The organism is Pseudoalteromonas sp. C12FD-1 (genome assembly GCF_037414265.1).
Classification (GTDB): domain Bacteria; phylum Pseudomonadota; class Gammaproteobacteria; order Enterobacterales; family Alteromonadaceae; genus Pseudoalteromonas.
Map to the genome: position 1 here is coordinate 112361 of NZ_JBBEVD010000072.1, position 19020 is coordinate 131380.

The window sequence follows — 19020 nt, forward strand, 5'->3', positions numbered from 1 at the left end:
TTCTTTGCTGAAAGCTGATAGCTAAAAACTAACCACTTTACTTTATCTGTTGGGTTTCGCTTCGCTCTTCCCAACCTACGTTATTTGCCTATCGCTTCTTTTGCGAACAGGTGCTTTATTGGGCCTAGGTTATCAACGAGTGACAGCCCTACTCCACGAATAAGTTTTTTAACCGGATTTGCACCTTCAAATAAGTCTTTTAACCCTTGCATCATGGCTATGTGCTTTTGCGCGTCAAGCTTGCGGGTGCGCTCGTAATCGCGAAGCGTACGGGTACTCGCAAACTCTTTACTATCCCGTGTTAAAAGCTCAATTAGATACGCGGCGTCTTTTAGGCCTAGATTCATACCGAGCCCTGCCAATGGATGAATGGTGTGTGCTGCATCGCCCATTAATACTACTTTGCCGCTTACCCATTGCTGGGCGTAGCGCATTTTAAGTGGAAATGCTGCGCGTTTACTTTGCACTTCACACAGCCCGCATTGGCCATCTATGGCTGCCATTACGGCTTTATTAAAAGTAGTGTCGTCCATTGCTAGCAATTCATCGCAATGGTTAGGGCTGGTAGACCACACAATAGAATGGGTATTGGCATCGCTAAGTGGTAAAAATGCTAGTGGCCCTGTTGGTAAAAACACTTGGCGCGCAGTGTTTGTATGTGGCTCTTTGGTTTTTACTGTAGCAACGAGTGCATGGTGATCGTAATCTTTAAAGCTGAGCGCCATATTAAATTGTTTACGAATAGCCGAATTTGCGCCATCGGCCGCCACCAGCAGTTTAGCAATAATAGGCTCACCACTTTTAAGGGTTACAAATACGTCGGACTCACTTTGGTGTATTTGTTGATACTGCGTATCAAACATGAGTGTGGCACTTGGCTGTTGCGCTAGCTCTTTTATAAGTGCAAAACGAATTATATCGTTCTCTACTATATGGCCTAAGTGTTCAAGCTCAAGTTGCTCGTTATTAAAGGCTATTTTACCAAAGCTGTCGGCATCGCGTACGTCCATATGCGTATAGGCACACGCTCGCTCTGCCATTATGTGTGGCCACACGTTTAATTGCTCAAACAAAGTTTGGCTTGCTATGCTCAACGCACTTACGCGTAATCCGTACTCATCACTTGGCGGTAATTGCTCTGGCGCGGCATCTAACACCACAACACTTACATTGGCTTTAGCGAGTCCTAACGCGAGGGTTAACCCTACGCAGCCGCCACCCACTATACAAACCTGTGCTTGCTTCATAAACGTGTACCTTGTTTAACTTGCCCCATTAGCTGCTTTGCCAACGGTGCTTTTAATGCAGGAAATAAATCCATTGAGAAAAGCCCAATGCTGCGCCCAAATGCTAAAACCCGTGACGAGTTTGAAAAAAGCCTAACCAGTGCATCAGTTAATGTCATTACAGTCTTTATATCGCTACTGCGTTTTTGTGAATACTCACGGGTAAACGCATAACTGCCTAACTCGTTTTTACTTGTTGCAATTAGATTACTAAGTACTTGTACATCACGCAGGCCTAAATTAAAGCCCTGTCCTGCAATGGGGTGAATAGCATGAGCAGCGTTACCAATTACTACCGTGCGATGCGCCGTTAATGATTCTGCTTGGCCATAAACAAGCGGGTAGCTTGTGCGTGTGCCCACTTTTGTAAATTGCCCTGCTCGGTAACCAAATGCACTTTGTAGTGCGTTTAAAAAATCGCTTTCATTTAGGGCGGTATACTGCTCAACTTGCTGCTGTGTCATGCACCACACCAATGAGTAACGACTATTGCTCATTGGTAAAAGCGCCATAGGCCCGTGCTCAGTAAAACGCTCATAAGCATGATTGTTATGCCCGCCTGCTACTTCAACATTGGCAATTATAGCGCCTTGCTCGTAGGGCTGAGTATTAAAACCTAAACCAAGTAAGTTACGGGTTGGAGATTGTGCGCCATCGGCAATAACAAGTAGCTTAGTATTTAATTGCTCGCCGCTTTGTAAAGTAAGCTCATTACTGTTTAGGCTTTGCTTAATAGCGCTTACGCTATCGGGGCAATAAAGTCTGATGCTTACTTGCGTTAAGCGCTGGTAAAGCGCTCGGCCAAATGGGTTTACCTCAACGACGTAACCTAATGAGGGCTTAGCAAAGTCGTCGCAATTAATATGCGCTTTACCAAAGTGACCCCGATCTGACACGCTGACTTTTTTTATAGCTGCTGTGTATGGCGCACTTTGCTCAAATAAGTGTAACTGCTGTAAATACTCAACCGATTGCTGTGCAAGGGCAATACTTCTGTCGTCAAAACTTGGGTGGTAATCGTCTGTTACTTGGTTTGCTTCTACTACCGCAATAGTCAGTGATGGATTTGTTTTAGCAATGCTTAGCGCGCAACTCGCCCCTGCAAGCCCGCCTCCAATAACTACAACGTCAAACTGCTTAGCCACTTTACTCTCCAAGCTTATGCGTTTTTTGCACTTTGCATAAGTGCTTCTATATCGTTTATGGTTTTAGGCACACTAAGAGTGAGATTTTCATGCCCTGACTCAGTAATAAGTAAATTATCTTCGATACGAATACCAATGCCTTTATATTGCTGTGGTGCGTTTGAGTCTTCACTAATGTAAAGCCCTGGCTCTATGGTTAAAACCATGCCTGGCTCAAATGCACGCTCAACGTTATTTTGTTTGTAATCACCTACATCGTGAACATCAAGGCCTAACCAGTGGCCAAGGCCATGCATGTAGTATTCTTTACAAGCACCTTTTGCCATTAGCTCATCAAAGTCGCCAGTTAAAATACCTAAATCAAGTAACCCTTGGGTCATCACTTGCATTGCACGCTTATTGGCGTGCGACATAAACCCGCCGGGTTTAATTTCTTCAAAAGCCACTTCTTGTGCTTTAAGTACAATGTTATAAAGCGCGGCTTGCGCCTCGTTAAACTTGCCATTTACCGGAAAAGTGCGAGTTATATCGGCAGCGTAACCTTGTAACTCACAACCTGAATCAATTAATACTAGGTCGCCATCTTTTAACACATCGCTATTTTGCGTGTAATGCAAAATATTAGCGTTATCGCCACTGCCAACAATAGTACCGTATGCTGGGTGGCGGGCACCATGCATTGCATAATGATGATGCAGCTCTGCCTCTAGCTGAAACTCAGTAGCACCGGGGTGGGAATAACGCATTGCGCGCATGTGCCCGCGAGCACTTAGCTCGCAACCTTCACGCATAATGTTTACTTCGCTTGGCGATTTAAACAAACGCACTTCATGAATCAAGCCACGTATCTCTTTTATGGTACTTGGTGCTTTTAGGCCTTTTCTCGAGCCACTTCTAAGTGTACTTAACAAGGTAAATACTTTGCTATCAAAGCTTGGGTAAGCGCCTTGTGCATAAAATAAAATCTGCTGACCGTTAACCAAATCTAATAATTGTTCAGTTAGCTCACTTAATGCGTAAGTTTCGTCGAATAAGTACTCACTTTTAGCTTTTTCGAAGCCAATTCTACGGCCATGCCAAATTTCGGCTTGCTTATCTTTATCAAGGCAAAATAAGGTACTGGGTGTATCACTGTTATTACACAACACTAAAACAGCATCGGGTTCGTTAAAGCCGGTTAAGTAAAAAAAGTCGCTGTCTTGTCTAAAGGCATATTCGGTGTCGCGGCTGCGAGTAACTTCACTGGCAGCAGGAATGATGGCCACACTGTTTGCATCCATTTGTGCAAGTAAGCGCTCACGGCGAGCTTTAAATTCTGACTTTTGTATTTCAACCATGCTTTAACAACCCGTTATATTTTAAATTAATGTAGTGTTTTTTTAGGTGCTTTTTCTTTGCCAAGTTCGGCAAAACAAAGCAATGCCGACACACGTACATATTCAATTACTTCATGAAGGGCTTGGCTGTCTTCTTCGGTTTCGTCAAACATGGTATCTAGGCGTGTAATTTCGCTAAAATCGCTAATAACTTCTTTTACATCTGCCGATAACTTACCGTAATCTTTTTGTTTTAAACCAAAACCAAGCATAAAACCTGCAACCCATGATACGAGGCCATTAGCTTGATCGATGAGTGTTTCATCATCGCTTGGTAAAAATAAGTCGAACGCAAAAGCTTCATCGTTAAAGCTTGCCACTACTTGCTTGTAAATGGTGCCAAAAAACTGCTTTAGGTCATTGCTAAACGCTTGGCCGTCATTAAATACATCGCTTAATAGGCCTAAGTATTCTTTGTCATCAATACTTAAACCACACGCCAGTAATCCACTAATTACGCCGTGCGCTTCTGCCGGTGATACAAAAATTTCGTTTTTTTCTAAAAGCAGCTGGGCTTTTTGGTAGTCAGGTAAGTCGCTCATGTTTATATCTTCGCTTTGCTAGTTAAGGCAATGCTACCACTCGATAAAAAGCAACTCCAATTAATTGTATGATCCTGCTCAAAAAGTAGCATGATAAGTAAATAGTGAGTTACCAGCGGGCAAAAACTGCTCGAACAGTTCAATTTTTTGCGTTTAGGGTTTAAGGAATGGATTATGTCTTATATACTGAACTTGTTCCCTGGGGTGCCGGAGTTTGGTTAAGTCCCTGAGCCGATAAATTTTATACCAGGATTTCTGTTCGTCTACTATTGTGCAAGCTCGGCATGTACCGAGAAGCCTACGGTAGACCGCAGCTTTCCGCCCTGAAACCTTCTGGTTTCAGGACTGACGCCGGACACCGCACGCTTGGGGAACACTTTTCTTATTTTTCTGTTTTGCATTTTTGGCTACCTCCTTGTTTTAAAATATCCTTTATTACTTTTATAAATTTTTAGCAAAAAAAAGCTGCAATTGATATTAATCAACCACAGCTAGTCCTAGAACACATTTCGGTATTTATCTAAACCAACTTTGAAAGCGCTCCATCAGCATATAGTTTACTGGCACCAATATAAGTGTAATAAACGTTGCAAACACAATACCAAACCCTAGGCTTACCGCCATTGGAATTAAAAACTGTGCCTGAGTGGCTTTTTCAAATAATAACGGCATTAAACCAATAAAGGTGGTTAAACTTGTGAGCATTACTGGGCGAAAACGTGCAGCCCCTGCAAGTTTTACAGCATCAATAATCTTGCCGCCTTCGCTGCGTTTTTTATTAATAAAGTCGACCAACACAAGTGAATCGTTAACCACTACACCAATAAGTGCCAACATACCAAGCAAGCTCATAATGGTTAAATCCATACCCATAACCCAGTGCCCTACTACGGCGCCTATCATGCCAAACGGTATTACGCTCATTACAATTAATGGCTGCATGTACGATTTAAGCGGTATAGCTAATAGTGAATAAATAATAAAAAATACAAATAATAATGCCCAAGCCAGTGAGCCAAACGACTCCCTTTGCTCTTTAGCTTCACCTTCTAGCTTGTAGTCAACACCTGGGTATTGTTGTATTAGCTCATCTAAATACGCAGTTAAATCGCCTTGCAGCGCGGTCATGTTAGTATTGCTTTTTTCAATATCGGCGGTCACGTTAAGTGTGCGGTAACGGTCGATGCGGTTTATGGTCGAAGGGCTTTGCCCTGCTATTAACGTAGCAACATGCGATAGCGGTACTGAGCCACCTGTCGGCGTAGTGATGAGTATGTTTTGTAAGTCGGCTACAGAGCGACGTTCCTCAATTGGTAAGCGCACCATTACACGTACATCGTCACGCCCACGTTGAATACGCTGAACTTGCGAGCCAAAAAATGAGTTACGTACTTGGTTAGCTACATCAACACGGTTTAAGCCTAAAGCAAAGCCTTGTTCTGTAAGCTCTATTTGCAACTCTTCTTTACCATCCGACATGCTATCGGCAATATCAAATACAGTTGGGTACGTACTTAAACGTGTTTTAACGCTCTGCGCTACTTTTTGTAAGGTACTTAATGAAGTACCACTTAATTGCACATCTATAGGATCTGAACTGCGTCCAATTTCAGCTCTAAAAGTTAAGCTTTCGGCCCCTGGAATAATACCGATTAAATCACGCCACTCACTCACCAACTCGCGCGAACCAATGTCTGAATCGCGGCTCTCTGCAGGGGTAATCTCAAAGCGAACGCTGCCAGAATTAGACACGCCGCCGCGCCCACCTGTGGAGGCGAGTATATTTAATATTACGCTTTCACCGGTGTCTTCATCGCGGTATTTGTCTTGCAATAGCTGCGCTTTTTGCGACATGTCCATGACATACTTATTAGTCACTTCAAATGGTGTACCTGTTGGCAAGGTTAAAGTAACCCGTACAGTTTCGCTTGGAATACGCGGAAAAAACACAAACTTAGTCCAACCACTAGTGATTAAAGTTAAAATTATAAAAAATACACCTACAAACAAACTTACGGTGGCTAATTTATAACGTAAACCAATTGATAAAATAGGTTGGTAGTACTTTAAAATAGCGTTTTCAAATCCGTCTGCAAAACGCTGTTGGAGCACTTCAAGCTTTGATGATTTTGTTTTTTGGTTTCGTAACTTTATATATTTTAAATGAGCTGGTAGTACAAACTTAGACTCAATTAACGAGAACAGTAATACCGGAATAACCACCACCGGAATTTGTGCAAACAAGGCACCCCGTGCGCCTTCAATAAACGCTAAAGGTAAAAAGGCGGCTACGGTTGTTAGTACGCCAAAGGTAACCGGCGTTGCTACTTCTTGCGTGCCTAAAATGGCAGCTTGTTCGCCCGATTCAGCAGTTTTTAAATGAGTATAAACGTTTTCCCCCGTTACTATGGCGTCGTCCACTACAATACCTAACACTAAAATAAAGCCAAATAAGCTCATTATATTTAGAGTTACACCAAAAATAGGCATCGCAATAAATGCGCCCATAAACGAAACCGGAATACCAATAAACACCCAAAATGCGATGGCTGGGCGTAAAAATAAAGTAAGTAGTGCTAACACTAAAATGCCCCCTTGTAACGCACTACTGGTTAAGGTGGCTATACGGCTTTTTACTACTTGTGAGTCGTCATCCCAGTAACTTAGTGCAAAACCTTGCGGGAGCGAGCTTTGGTGCTCCTCTATGTAATTTTTAACATCGTCTGCTACGTCAATCGCGCTTTGTGGGCCTATGCGGTATACATCAATAAAGGCGGCTTGTTTACCGTTAAAACGTGTGCGAACAGGGGTTTCTTCAAAGTCATCATTAATGCTTGCTATATCACCTAAGCGTATTACTGTACCGTCGCTTTGGTTTTTAACCACAATATTGGCAAATTCATCTTTGCGGTAAGCTTGGCCTTTTGAGCTGATAAGAACATCGCCACCTTCGGTTTTTAAATTACCGGCCGATATATCAGAGCTCGACTTAGCAACAGCAGTGGATATTTGCGCTAGGGTTAAATTATATTGGCGTAAGGTGTCTTGGCTTACTTCTATGGCAAGTTCGTAATCGCGTACACCACTTAGTTCAACCTGCGTTACATTAGGTAGGCGTAAAATATCATCGCGTACTTGCTCAGCATACTCTAACGTTTCTTTTTCACCGTAATCGCTCGATACGGTAACGGCTATTACTTCGCGTTTTCGCTCGGCAAGTGCCACTATGGGCTTTTCAGCATCGGCTGGGAAAGTGTTTATAGCATCTACACGGCTTTTTATATCGGCTAGTAATTCGCGCGGGTCGTAACCACTTTCAACTTCTATGGTCACCGACGCAGAGCCTTCAGATGAGCGGCTAGATATTTGCTCTATCCCCTCAAGGTCTTGCACAGCTTCCTCTATTCGAATGGTTACCCCTTGCTCTACATCCTCTGGGGTTGAGCCACGCAAAGTAACGCTTACACTTATGCGGTCAGTTTCAAACGATGGAAACACCTCAAGCGGTATTTGAGTCGATAAACTAAATAAACCCGATAACAGTAAAGTGACGAGTAATAAGTTTGCCGCTACGTGGTTTTTTGTAAACCAAGCGATCATGACTTATCTCCTTTTGCAGCGCGGCGTTTTTGTATTAGCTCTTCAACACTAATCCCCATTTCTTGTGCTTTTTTCTCAAGTTGCTCACGCGATGGGCGCTTACCTTTACCTGCGCCATTTGGGCCTTTTGCTCGCGTATTTTGCGTATCGGTTTCGCCTAAAATACTTACTGCTGTGCCTGAGCTTACTTGCCCAAGCGGTGTAATAACTAGCTTATCGCCTGCATTAAGGCCTGTTTTGATCATAGCTTGAGTGGCATTTTGCCAAGCAAGTGTAATGTTTTTGCGTTTTAATAACCCCTCTTCAACCACATACACGTAACTGCCTTGGTAAATAGTACTATTAGGGATTATTAGCGCATTTGGCACTGTTTTACCGCTAATTTGCGCAGTAATGTATTGGCCAATTTTAATTGGGTATTGGTTATTTGCTGTGGCTTTGTAAGGGTCATTTATTTGCGCAACAATATACAATTGCTGTGCACCTTCATCAATGGCGCCTTCAGTGCGTATTATTTGCCCCTGCCATGTTTGCTCGCCAACCAGGTCAGATTTAAACTTAACGAGTGAGCCAGCTTGGTTTTTACTGCCATCTCTGTATTGCTCTGGCAAATTAATATATGAAAGGTCTTTATTTTTAATTGGTAAGCGCACTTCCACGCTGTCTATGGCATAAATAGTTGCAAGTTCTGTGTTTTCGCTTACCACTTGGCCAAGGTCTACATTACGGCTAAGTACACGCCCCGCGTAAGGTGCGGTAATTTTTGTGCGCTCTAAATCAAGCTGTGCTTTTTCAAGTGCGGCTTGTGCTGAAAGTACTTGTGCTTGTGCAGCCGCTAGTTGGGGCTCGCGAAGTACTAAGCTGCTCGCTTGCGATGAGCCGCCTAAACGCTTCCAATCAGTAATTGCTTGTTGGCCGCGGGCTTTTTCTTCTAACAAACTTTGCTCTGCAGTCAGTAATGCTGCTTGCGCCGATTTAACCTCAGCTTGATGATCTCTATCATCTAGCTGTAGCAGTACATCGCCTTTTTCAAAAAAACCACCCTCTCTAAAGTCATCACTCACTTTATTAATTTGCCCAGATGCTTGAGCAACTAACAAACTTTGAGTACGCGGCTTTACCGTGCCATAGCTATCAATAAAAATTAAGTAATCTTGTGGCTCAATCTTTTTTACCGACACGCTCACCGTGGCTTTAGGCGGTGAGCCAAAACGTTTTGCTTCAGGCGGGTTACCCTTAATAAACATAACAATTAAAATGGTGGCCACCACCACTACGGCTGGGATTAAAAGTTTTGCTGATTTAGTTTTCATCGTTATTGCTCTTAGGTTCGCTTGTTGGGGCGTTAAAATCGCCGCCAAGGGCAACGTATAGGTTTATTCGGTTAGCAATTAGCTGGTTTTTTGTTTCAATGAGTGAGCTTTGCGCATCAAAAGAGCGCGACTGGGCATCCAGCACTGTAGTGTATGTTACTAAGCCGCTTTGGTATTGCTCAAACGACAGTTGCTCCGCTGCAAGGGCGTTTTCTTGCGCCTCTAATGTGCTTTTATAACTGGCTTGCAAAGATTGCTGCTGAGTAATTGCGTTTTCAACATCGCTAAATGCATCGTATAAGGTATCTAAATATGCTTGCTCTTGTTTTTGTGCATTTAAGCGTGCTATTTCTTCATTTGCTTTTAGCTGGCCACCATTAAATATTGGCGCAGAAATATTGCCTAATAAGGACCACGCTAAGCTTGATGGCGAAAATAAATCGCTCACTCTATCGGTGCTATCACTCACGCTTGCTGATAAATTTAAACTAGGGAAACGCTGTTTATGCGCATAGGCTAGGCCTGCATCGCTCGCTAATAACTGATACCAGCTTGCACGCAGTTGAGGCTTGCGGGTTATAAGCTCTGAGGGAATACCAGTATTAATTGGCGCAAGAAAAACAGGCAGTTCAACCTCTGCTGATATATCGCCCTTGGGGTAGCCGCCTAATAAGCGCTCTAAAGAACGCGATGCGCTTACAAGCGTGGCTTGTTGATTGGCAATACGCGTACGCTCGTTATTAAGCTCATTACGGGCTAAATATACATCGAGTGCTTCATTAATACCTTGGCGGTAGCCCGATTCAATAATATCTAAGTTTTGCTGCGCGTTTTCTTCTCGGCGTTTATATAAATCAAGTAGCTGCTGGGCGGTTACTAAGTCAAACCAGCCGGTGACAACATCGGCCACCAATTGCTGCTTAGCTTGCTCAAAACTAGCTTGTTGCGCTAAGTAGTTTAGGTTGGCTTGGCGTTTAGCATCAGATAACTTGCCCCACACATCTACTTCATAGCTTAGCTCTAGAGTGACAGAGCTGGCATTATCATAACTTACAGGTCGATTGTCTTTGCTGCGCCTAGTCTGCGCAGATAAATCAAGATCAGGCCAAAGCGCAGAGCCTGAGACTATTAATTGCTGCTTTTGTATTTGTACATCGTAGGCACTTTGCAACAAAGCCTGATTATTATTAAGTGCCTTATTAACAAGGTTTTCAATGTAAGGGTTTTCTAACGTTTGCAGCCATTGCTGATCTACTGCAAGTGTGTTTTGTGCTAAACCATGTTGCCATGTCGTTGCAATGTCGCTGGGTGCTTGCTCGCGCTGCTGAGGGTTTAGCGTACCCGCACAGCCGCCCAATAATACAAAGCTAAGAGCCAATACAGTTGGCTTAGTTTGCCAAATCATAGTTAACCTAAATTACTGCCATTTATGAATGTAATTCAAGCACTTTGGCAAATTTTGCTCAACTTACTTTACATAACATTACATACGTTGCGATGAATTAACATAATAGTCAGTTATTATAAAAACCGGCAGGGAGTTTGGAGAGGGTTTATACAAAAAAGCAAATAGCGTGTAATACACTATTTGCTAAACGAGATAAGCTATATTGTTAAACACAAACCTTTAAATTTCTTTAACGAAGCTCATGTATTGCTGCATATCGCCAACAACTGCTTGTGCTAGTAATTCGCTTGTTTCGACTGCGTACGGCTGCTTAAAGTGAATATCCCACAACGCAGATTCACTGCGCCAATGTTCATAAACAACTAATGTATCGTCGTTATTTTCAATACTATATAAATCAAACACTAAGTTACCCGGCTCTTGGCTGCGCGTTTGCTCTACATGCGTTGCAAAACGTTCTATTACTTTATTTTTAAAGCTTGGCTTAATCTTAAAAATAAAAAACACAATACATATATCGTCTTCAGGGTTAATAACTTTTGTATTACGCTCATGCAGCGGAGCTGGCACTGTATTTTCAAGCAGCATGACCTCTGGCGCCGATTGACTAATTTCAGGCAGCGCATTTAATAACGTTTGTGTGTAATCTTGTGCGCCATGGTAATCAACCGCATTTTGATCTTCAAAACGCTCATAAGCAAAAAAGACGCCTGGCTCGTTTTTATCTTGATATAAACGCATCTCTAACAACCCAGACTCAGATTTAGCGCCTTGCTTATCTACTTCTAGAAGGGCTTTAAATTGTGCGATGTGCTCGTCTTTAATATCAAACTTAACAATTTGCGTGATCATAATTAGCTCCAGCTTTAAATTACTTATACCAATACGCTTAATTAAGTGATCTATTTTGCGGATTAGTATTATTTAGGCTAAAAGTGCCCTGCATTTTATTACTAAAATCAATCATATTGATGAGTAAATAAATGGAGTGAGTAATAACAGCACCCAACCTTTTGATGAGGTAATTATGCGCATGCAATCAAGGGAGAAAAAGAGAGGATATACCCAATTAATATGGACTTTTTTGTCCATAATAAATTTTAAGCAAAAAAAAAGCCCTGCATGTGTATGCAGGGCTTTAATATAAATGGTGCCTCGACCCGGAATCGAACCAGGGACACGAGGATTTTCAATCCTCTGCTCTACCAACTGAGCTATCGAGGCACTTAAGCAGTGCCAGCTAAAGGCTATATATTCAAACCTTTAACTAAAATAAATGGTGCCGACTAACCGAGTCGAACGGTTGACCTACTGATTACAAGTCAGTTGCTCTACCAGCTGAGCTAAGTCGGCACACTAAAGCGTGTGCTAAGGCACGTTCAATTTTAAAGATTGAGAACTTAAAGTAAATGGTGCCTCGACCCGGAATCGAACCAGGGACACGAGGATTTTCAATCCTCTGCTCTACCAACTGAGCTATCGAGGCACTTAAACTGTGCGATTAAATGTTTAAAACATTTAATTTAAATAAATGGTGCCGACTAACCGAGTCGACGGGTAACTTGAACAGACTACTGATTACAGTTCCCTTTTCAAATTACTAAAATAAATGGTGCCGACTAACCGAGTCGAACGGTTGACCTACTGATTACAAGTCAGTTGCTCTACCAGCTGAGCTAAGTCGGCACACTAAACTGTGTGCTAAGGCACGCGTAATAACGTTTAAACTATTAATTAAACACTACTACTTTAATAAATGGTGCCTCGACCCGGAATCGAACCAGGGACACGAGGATTTTCAATCCTCTGCTCTACCAACTGAGCTATCGAGGCACTTAAACAGTGCTAATTAAAAGTCTTTAAAGACTTTTAATGCAATTCCCACTCATCCGTTTGGGCTGAGCTATCTGGGCGTGCGGCGTATTAAACGAGTTTTGCCCTTACAAGTCAACTTTTTTTTTACTCTTTATAACTGTTTGAACGGTTTTCAAACAACAAAGCGTACTTTTATATATTAATGTTTATTTATCCAACAAAATTTTACGAAAAAACTTAATTTAATCAATTAAACCAGACTAAAAACGTAGTGAATTATTTTACGTAAATGGTACGATTACTATGAAAATACGGTAAGGGCTTATCGTAATAACAAATACCAACGGGAACAATCAATGCAGAGTAAATTCTCTTCGCCGGTAAAAGGCTTACTGCCGCTTTTTTTAATTATTAATATTGCAGTAACAGCGCTTGCTATTGTTGCCTTCGCGTTTTATTCGCAAAATACACAACCTGCACCAGCAGCCAAACAAAAAGTAAGTATTACACAGCTTGCCCAACAGCTTGATTTACCAATGGTAGATGCACTTACTATGTATGGGCAAGGTAAAGTTCGCCAACTACTTGAGTTAACCTCAGTGTTAGATGATGAGTTTGAATATACGCTCTATCGCTTTAATGCTACCTCAGAAACCCAACTTGTATATAGCAGCACTAAACCCGCTATTGAGTCTAAAAAAATAAATGAGCATTTAACTGAGCAAGGCGTATTACACCATATATTGCTATTAAACGATCAACCTATTGGCGAACTAATCATAAAACAGCAATTACCAGCACCGCCATTAACGCAGCAAGACTCACAAGTAATAGCCTATATTATTGCAATTGTAAGCGTATTTGCCTTGTTTGCATTAGCCCTACTATTTAATACCTATATTAATACTCGCTTGCGTAAAAGTAGCCATTTATTAAATGAAGAACTTCAAGCGATTACCGAAAATGGTAATTACGAGAGTAAAGTAAGTGAAAAACTGGACTTAGGTTTATCGGGCGTGGCTAAAAACATTAATCTGCTGCTTAATAAAGTTAACTCAGTAATGTCTGAAAAAGAGTCTGCGCAAAAAGAACTTCAAAAATTACAAACAGGCCTTGAAAATGAAGTACAACAAAGAACTGTTGCATTAGAGCAAGCTACGTTAAAAGCGCAGCGCGCTAGCGAAACTAAAACGACCTTTTTAGCCACCATGAGCCATGAGATCCGCACGCCTATGAACGGCGTTATTGGCACTATAGATTTACTAAGACAAACCGAGCTTGATGGGGCTCAGCACCGCTTAAGTACCATTATCCGTGAGTCAGCGTTTTCATTATTGAGTATTTTGGATGATATTTTAGACTTTTCAAAAATTGAAGCGGGTAAGCTAAATATTGACCCGACACCTTTTTCGGTCACAGATACGATTGAAGAGGTCGCTCGCGTGCTTTCATCTGTTGCTAAAAAGCGCCAATTAGACTTAGAGCTTTCTATTGCACCCGATATTCCAACTAATCTAACCGGTGACACAATACGAGTTCGCCAAGTACTGTATAACCTTTGCAGTAATGCAATTAAGTTCACTAGTACTGATGACAAACGCCAAGGACACGTAAAAATATCGGTAGAAGTAGCCCATAATACGGCGGATCATTTTACCTTACGTTTTTGCGTAACCGATAACGGCAAGGGTATGACCCAAGCGCAACTGCGAGAAATATTTAACCCGTTTGTACAAGCCGAAAACTCAATTACCCGTGAATACGGCGGTACTGGTTTAGGGCTTTCTATTTGTAAAAGTTTAACAGAGCTGATGCTTGGTACGATTAATGTAACTAGCCATGCAGGCATTGGAAGTGAGTTTACCGTTGAGCTGCCATTTGGGACCTCAGGAAAAATTAAATACGCACATAAAAATGCGCTCAATGGCAAACATGTAGTGGTAGTGAGCAATCATTTAGAGCGCGAAAAAGCAATGTACCGCTATTTATCGTTTATGGGCGCTAAAATTACCTACGTGCACAACCAGCAAGAAATAGAAGCTCAACAAGAGCAGCACGACATTATATGGGTTGTCGATGGCATAGATGATATGGAAAAAGTTAACTCTTTACTACGTCGTCTAATTTACTCACTTGAAGATAATAATCAACAAGTCGTGGTACTAAGTAAGCTTGATGAAGCCGCAATAAACCATAAAAATGTGTTTTATATTAATGCCTCACCGCTTTGTAAATCTAACTTTATGATGTCGATATTGGTAGCTGCAGGTTTGCATCAACCTAAGCAAATTAAAAAAACTAAAACATTAAACAATTATTTAAATGTTGAACAAGCTCGCGATGCGAATAAACTGATTTTATTAGTAGAAGATAACCTACTCAACCAGCAAGTTTTAACTGATCAGCTGCATATATTAGGTTATGGCGTTGAAGTAGCCAATAATGGTGAGGAAGGGTTAGATATGTGGCGTAAAAACAATTACTCGCTAATATTAACCGACTTGCACATGCCTAAAATGTCAGGCTACGACATGGTTGAAAAAATTCGTGATGAAGCCGAATTATTAGATTCTATAGACGCACAACCTTATATTATTGCGGTTACAGCCAATGCGCTCAAAGGTGAAAAAGAGCGTTGCTTGGCTGTAGGTATTAACGACTTTATCACTAAGCCTATAGAACTAAATGCATTAGAAGATACCTTAAAGCGTTGGTACAACAAGCACAATAAAGACCAAGCCGTTGTCATTCATCAAAAGCCTGCCATGCCCATTAATATGGATGCGGTATCAACTTATGTAAACGGCGATGAAGCCAAGCAAATACGCTTTTTCAAAATGTTTTTAGAGCAAAGCCAAAGCCTTATAAAAAGTATCAATTCCGGCGTTATGGTTAATGACAGAGATGAGATCAGTGATGCCTGCCATCAGCTTAAGTCAATTTCTAAAACAATTGGTGCAGAAGCCGTTGCGCAATGTGCAGAAGAGTTTGAGGAAAAGTGTAAAAACGCAGAGCTCGATACTGATGAGTTAATCGCACAAAGAGATGCGCTTGAAATTGAATACTCTAAAGCCGCACAGTTTTTAAAAGAGCAAGTGCGCTCAGCAAGCACTGATGAAGAAACGCTATAAAATATAGCTATAAAAAAAGGGCTATACAGCCCTTTTTTTATATTTGCAGTTTTATTTTTCTGGAGGTCGATAACCTTCAATTTCTACGTCTTTGCCTTCAAACAAAAAACCAACCATCTGCTCTTCTAAAAACGTACGGTGCTCTGGGTCCATCATGTTTAAATGCTTTTCGTTAATTAGCATAGTTTGCTTATGCTGCCACAGGCCCCATGCTTCTTTAGAAATATTATTAAAAATTTTCTCGCCTAGTTCACCAGGGTATAACTGAAATCCAAGCCCTTCGGCTTCTTTTTGTAACTTTTGACAAAATACTGTACGTGCCATAATTGACTCTCTTAAGCGCTAAATGCTAATAGTTTAACCTATTGGGCTCATTTGTTTAACCAACTTTTTAGTCGGTGCGGCTAAACCCACCTCTATAGATTGATCAAGTGGGTACCAGATAAGTTGTTTATCATTTACTACATCCGGTATGGCGTTAATATTAAGCACATGTGGATTTATTGTTAGCTCAAAATGCGAAAACACATGAGTAAAAGGCGTTAACTCTTCCAGCTCGGCTTTTAGACCTTGCTGATTTAAAAATAACACCATTTCGCTGTATTCGTTAAACTCAAAAAAGCCAAACAGACCGCCCCAAATACCGCTACTTGGGCGTTTTTCCATTAACACTTTCTCGTCATGTTGAATAATCAACTGATGACAACTTTTTTTAGGCACCGATTTTTTAGGTTTCGAATGTGGAAACTCTTTTACCTTTCCAGCATTAAACGCACCGCAATCGCTATTAAGTGGGCACGCTTGGCAGTCAAAGCGACTGCGCGAGCAAACGCTGGCTCCCAAATCCATCATGGCTTGGTTAAATTCAGTCACATTGTTTTTAGGGGTTAACTGGGTAGATAAATGCCAAAGTTGGTTTTCTACTTTTTTTACCCCATACCACCCTTCAACCATAAAATAACGAGCAAGCACTCGCTTAACATTACCATCTAAAATAGGGTGGTGCTGACCAAGCGACAGTGATAATACAGCACCTGCTGTAGAGCGCCCTATGCCGGGTAAACCCATGACTTCTTCAAGTGTCGTGGGAAATTCGCCTTGGTACTTATCTCGCACTATTTTAGCTGTTTTATGTAAGTTACGTGCTCGAGCGTAATAACCTAAGCCGGTCCAATGGTGCAGTACTAAATCTTCATCTGCATTTGCTAAAGCAATAATATCTGGGAAACTTGCCATAAACTTTTCAAAGTATGGAATAACCGTAACAACTTGCGTTTGTTGTAACATTACTTCCGACACCCACACTTTATAAGGTGTTTTAGCTAACTGCCAAGGAAGGGTTTTACGCCCATGCAGGTGATACCAGTCAACTACTTGGTTAGCAAATTTGTCTGACTGGGGTTTATTTAAATCCAACATATACTACTTTTACTCATGCTCAATAGCGGCTCAGTCTATTGCAGTTAATAAAAAGATCAAGCGATGAAGGCGCTATAACACGCTAATACTTGTGATTAGCTGCCTGGTCAGGGATAATACGCAACCATTTTTAAACACATTGTTTTTGTCAGGCCAATAATATGAGTGAATCAAGTAACAACAACCTTGAGCAAGCTAAGCAAGAAGGTAAGTATATCCGCACAATTCGCAGTTTTGTAAAACGCGAAGGCCGCTTAACTAAAGGCCAAGCTGCCGCTATCGAAAAATGCTGGCCAACTATGGGGCTTGAGCATAAAAACGGCCTGCTCGACTTAGCCCAAGTATTTGGCAATAACAATGATGTAGTATTAGAAATTGGTTTTGGTATGGGCAAGTCATTAGTTGAAATGGCAAAAAATGCACCGCACCTAAACTTTATTGGTATTGAAGTACATCGCCCAGGCGTTGGCGCATGTTTAATGGATGCAGATGAAGCTGGTGTGACTAACTTACGTGTATTTGAACACGATGCAGTAGAAGTACTCGCTGACTGCCTTGCTGATGAAAGCTTAACTACGCTGCAATTGTTCTTCCCTGATCCGTGGCATAAAAAGCGCCATCATAAACGCCGTATAGTGCAAACAGAATTTGCTGAGAAACTGCGTAGTAAATTAAAAATTGGCGGTGTTTTTCATATGGCCACTGATTGGGAAAACTACGCCGAGCACATGCTAGAAGTTATGCAAGCAGCGCCTGGCTATAAAAACCAGTCATCTACTAACGACTATGTACCTCGCCCTGATTCGCGCCCGCTAACTAAGTTTGAACAGCGCGGCCACCGTTTAGGCCACGGTGTGTGGGACTTAATGTTTGAGCGCACAAAATAATTACACCAATTTACTAATCAATAATTTGTAAGGCAAAGCCATTTATGAGCGTATTAACCAACCCAAGTTTACTGTTACTTCGTAATAGCGAAGAACTAGTGGGAAAATCTATCTTGGTGGTCAACTTTGTTCAAGATGGCTTTTTAGCAGAGCTAAAGCAGCTAAATCCTCAAAGTGCCATCACCGCATTTAGTTATAACCATGCTAATGGGGAGTTTGCTAAAAAAATAAATGGCATAAACGTGTGTGTTAACCATGAAATGGCCGCCAACGATTACGATTTAGTTATTCTATACTACCCAAAATCAAAGCCTGAAGTATTAATGGCACTTGATAATATTCGCGCCGTTATTAACAAAAAAGCACAGCTACTTGTCGTGGGCGAAAATAAAAGTGGTGTTAAATCGATAGAAAAACAGCTAGCAGGCAAAGCACAATACAGTAATAAAATTGACTCTGCTAAGCATTGTATTTTGTTCTCATTTGAGCAGCTAGAGTCCAACCCAACCTTTGATATTAGCCGTTACCATAAAACGTTTACCGTAAGTGTAGCTGGGATAGAGTTTGATGCTATCAGTGTTCCGGGAGTCTTTAACCACGGCGCTTTAGATGCTGGTACAAAAATGTTATTAGAAAATGCCCCTACGACTAAACAAGGTAATGTACTGGATTTTGGCTGTGGTGCAGGCTTAATAGCCACTTTTTTAGGTCTTAAAAACCCAGCACTGACTTTTACTTGCAGCGATGTGAGCGCACTTGCAACTTATGCTACTGAGCAAACATTAAAGCTTAATAATATTAAAGGCAGCACTATTTTAAGTGATGGCTTAAAAAATATTAGCGGCAAGTTTGATTTAATAGTTAGTAACCCGCCCTTTCATACTGGCATAGCAACCGACTACACAATTGCAGAAGCATTTTTATCAAATGCTAAGCAACACTTAACTAAGTTAGGTAAGCTCAGCATAGTGGCTAATAGCTTTTTAAAATACCCGCCAATTTTAGAAGCGCAGTTTGGTAGCTTCCATACTGTGTACAAAAATAATAAATTTGCTGTTTACAGTAGCTAACTAATTACACTTATTAGGCTAAGTGTAA

General features: G+C 41.4%; 13 protein-coding genes, 5 tRNA genes and 1 other RNA gene. 4 read left to right on the plus strand and 15 right to left on the minus strand.

All coding sequences use genetic code 11. The features are described from left to right. Positions 1 to 80: 80 nt before the first annotated feature. Genes WDB87_RS14905 through WDB87_RS14920 form a run of 4 tightly spaced genes read right to left on the minus strand, consistent with a single transcriptional unit; the run spans position 81 to position 4349 of the window. A complete protein-coding gene (locus tag WDB87_RS14905; RefSeq protein ID WP_337850292.1) occupies positions 81 to 1247 on the minus strand; it encodes an FAD-dependent monooxygenase in 1167 nt (388 codons plus the stop codon). Next, positions 1244 to 2431, minus strand: a complete 1188-nt coding sequence (gene ubiH, locus WDB87_RS14910; protein WP_337850293.1) for a 2-octaprenyl-6-methoxyphenyl hydroxylase — start codon at positions 2429 to 2431, stop codon at positions 1244 to 1246. The genes WDB87_RS14905 and ubiH overlap by 4 nt, the downstream gene beginning before the upstream one ends. Before the next feature lie 14 nt (positions 2432 to 2445). Further along, complete coding sequence (gene pepP, locus WDB87_RS14915) at positions 2446 to 3768, minus strand: Xaa-Pro aminopeptidase (RefSeq protein ID WP_337850294.1); 1323 nt, start codon at positions 3766 to 3768, stop codon at positions 2446 to 2448. 26 nt (positions 3769 to 3794) lie between these two features. Then, the gene (locus WDB87_RS14920) at positions 3795 to 4349 is read right to left on the minus strand and encodes a UPF0149 family protein (RefSeq protein WP_004589599.1); all 555 of its coding nucleotides are present in this window, start codon (positions 4347 to 4349) and stop codon (positions 3795 to 3797) included. Positions 4350 to 4542: 193 nt separating this feature from the next. Here WDB87_RS14920 and ssrS point away from each other — a divergent pair. Beyond that, positions 4543 to 4726, plus strand: a non-coding RNA gene (gene ssrS / locus WDB87_RS14925) — 6S RNA. A 139-nt stretch (positions 4727 to 4865) separates the two neighbouring features. Here the strand turns inward: ssrS and WDB87_RS14930 are convergent. The 9 genes from WDB87_RS14930 to WDB87_RS14970 form a co-directional block, all read right to left on the minus strand. Continuing rightward, positions 4866 to 7949, minus strand: a complete 3084-nt coding sequence (locus tag WDB87_RS14930; RefSeq protein ID WP_337850295.1) for an efflux RND transporter permease subunit — start codon at positions 7947 to 7949, stop codon at positions 4866 to 4868. Continuing rightward, the gene (locus WDB87_RS14935; RefSeq protein ID WP_337850296.1) at positions 7946 to 9262 is read right to left on the minus strand and encodes an efflux RND transporter periplasmic adaptor subunit; all 1317 of its coding nucleotides are present in this window, start codon (positions 9260 to 9262) and stop codon (positions 7946 to 7948) included. The genes WDB87_RS14930 and WDB87_RS14935 overlap by 4 nt, the downstream gene beginning before the upstream one ends. Beyond that, complete coding sequence (locus tag WDB87_RS14940; protein ID WP_337850297.1) at positions 9252 to 10667, minus strand: TolC family protein; 1416 nt, start codon at positions 10665 to 10667, stop codon at positions 9252 to 9254. Before WDB87_RS14940 ends, WDB87_RS14935 begins: the two co-directional genes overlap by 11 nt. 222 nt (positions 10668 to 10889) lie before the next feature. Beyond that, positions 10890 to 11522 carry a putative quinol monooxygenase gene (locus WDB87_RS14945; protein WP_286246214.1) on the minus strand — a complete coding sequence of 211 codons (633 nt, stop codon included), beginning with the start codon at positions 11520 to 11522 and terminating at the stop codon, positions 10890 to 10892. A gap of 296 nt (positions 11523 to 11818) precedes the next feature. Further along, positions 11819 to 11894, minus strand: a tRNA-Phe gene (locus WDB87_RS14950). A gap of 53 nt (positions 11895 to 11947) precedes the next feature. After that, positions 11948 to 12023 (minus strand) — tRNA-Thr (locus tag WDB87_RS14955). Positions 12024 to 12080: 57 nt separating this feature from the next. Beyond that, positions 12081 to 12156: transfer RNA gene (locus WDB87_RS14960), tRNA-Phe, on the minus strand. 124 nt (positions 12157 to 12280) lie between these two features. After that, positions 12281 to 12356 (minus strand) — tRNA-Thr (locus WDB87_RS14965). Positions 12357 to 12427: 71 nt separating this feature from the next. Continuing rightward, positions 12428 to 12503 (minus strand) — tRNA-Phe (locus WDB87_RS14970). 338 nt (positions 12504 to 12841) lie between these two features. Here WDB87_RS14970 and WDB87_RS14975 point away from each other — a divergent pair. Next, positions 12842 to 15616, plus strand: a complete 2775-nt coding sequence (locus tag WDB87_RS14975) for a hybrid sensor histidine kinase/response regulator (RefSeq protein WP_337850298.1) — start codon at positions 12842 to 12844, stop codon at positions 15614 to 15616. A 51-nt stretch (positions 15617 to 15667) separates the two neighbouring features. On the opposite strand, the gene WDB87_RS14980 is transcribed toward WDB87_RS14975, so the two are convergent. Further along, the gene (locus WDB87_RS14980; RefSeq protein WP_337850299.1) at positions 15668 to 15940 is read right to left on the minus strand and encodes an oxidative damage protection protein; all 273 of its coding nucleotides are present in this window, start codon (positions 15938 to 15940) and stop codon (positions 15668 to 15670) included. A 33-nt stretch (positions 15941 to 15973) separates the two neighbouring features. After that, complete coding sequence (gene mutY / locus WDB87_RS14985) at positions 15974 to 17035, minus strand: A/G-specific adenine glycosylase (protein WP_337850300.1); 1062 nt, start codon at positions 17033 to 17035, stop codon at positions 15974 to 15976. Positions 17036 to 17196: 161 nt separating this feature from the next. On the opposite strand from mutY, the gene trmB reads away from it, so the two are divergent. Beyond that, positions 17197 to 17922, plus strand: a complete 726-nt coding sequence (gene trmB / locus WDB87_RS14990) for a tRNA (guanosine(46)-N7)-methyltransferase TrmB (protein WP_096042234.1) — start codon at positions 17197 to 17199, stop codon at positions 17920 to 17922. A gap of 44 nt (positions 17923 to 17966) precedes the next feature. Next, entirely contained in the window at positions 17967 to 18992 is a 1026-nt protein-coding gene (locus tag WDB87_RS14995; RefSeq protein WP_337850301.1) for a methyltransferase, read from the plus strand. Positions 18993 to 19020 lie beyond the last annotated feature (28 nt).

Coding starts and splice junctions, on each gene's coding strand:
- WDB87_RS14995 (WP_337850301.1), top strand. CDS start 17,967: ATGAGCGTATTAACCAACCCAAGTTTACTGTTACTTCGTAATAGCGAA.
- trmB (WP_096042234.1), top strand. CDS start 17,197: ATGAGTGAATCAAGTAACAACAACCTTGAGCAAGCTAAGCAAGAAGGT.
- WDB87_RS14905 (WP_337850292.1), bottom strand. CDS start 1,247: ATGAAGCAAGCACAGGTTTGTATAGTGGGTGGCGGCTGCGTAGGGTTA.
- pepP (WP_337850294.1), bottom strand. CDS start 3,768: ATGGTTGAAATACAAAAGTCAGAATTTAAAGCTCGCCGTGAGCGCTTA.
- WDB87_RS14940 (WP_337850297.1), bottom strand. CDS start 10,667: ATGATTTGGCAAACTAAGCCAACTGTATTGGCTCTTAGCTTTGTATTA.
- WDB87_RS14980 (WP_337850299.1), bottom strand. CDS start 15,940: ATGGCACGTACAGTATTTTGTCAAAAGTTACAAAAAGAAGCCGAAGGG.
- WDB87_RS14920 (WP_004589599.1), bottom strand. CDS start 4,349: ATGAGCGACTTACCTGACTACCAAAAAGCCCAGCTGCTTTTAGAAAAA.
- WDB87_RS14975 (WP_337850298.1), top strand. CDS start 12,842: ATGCAGAGTAAATTCTCTTCGCCGGTAAAAGGCTTACTGCCGCTTTTT.
- WDB87_RS14935 (WP_337850296.1), bottom strand. CDS start 9,262: ATGAAAACTAAATCAGCAAAACTTTTAATCCCAGCCGTAGTGGTGGTG.
- WDB87_RS14945 (WP_286246214.1), bottom strand. CDS start 11,522: ATGATCACGCAAATTGTTAAGTTTGATATTAAAGACGAGCACATCGCA.
- WDB87_RS14930 (WP_337850295.1), bottom strand. CDS start 7,949: ATGATCGCTTGGTTTACAAAAAACCACGTAGCGGCAAACTTATTACTC.
- mutY (WP_337850300.1), bottom strand. CDS start 17,035: ATGTTGGATTTAAATAAACCCCAGTCAGACAAATTTGCTAACCAAGTA.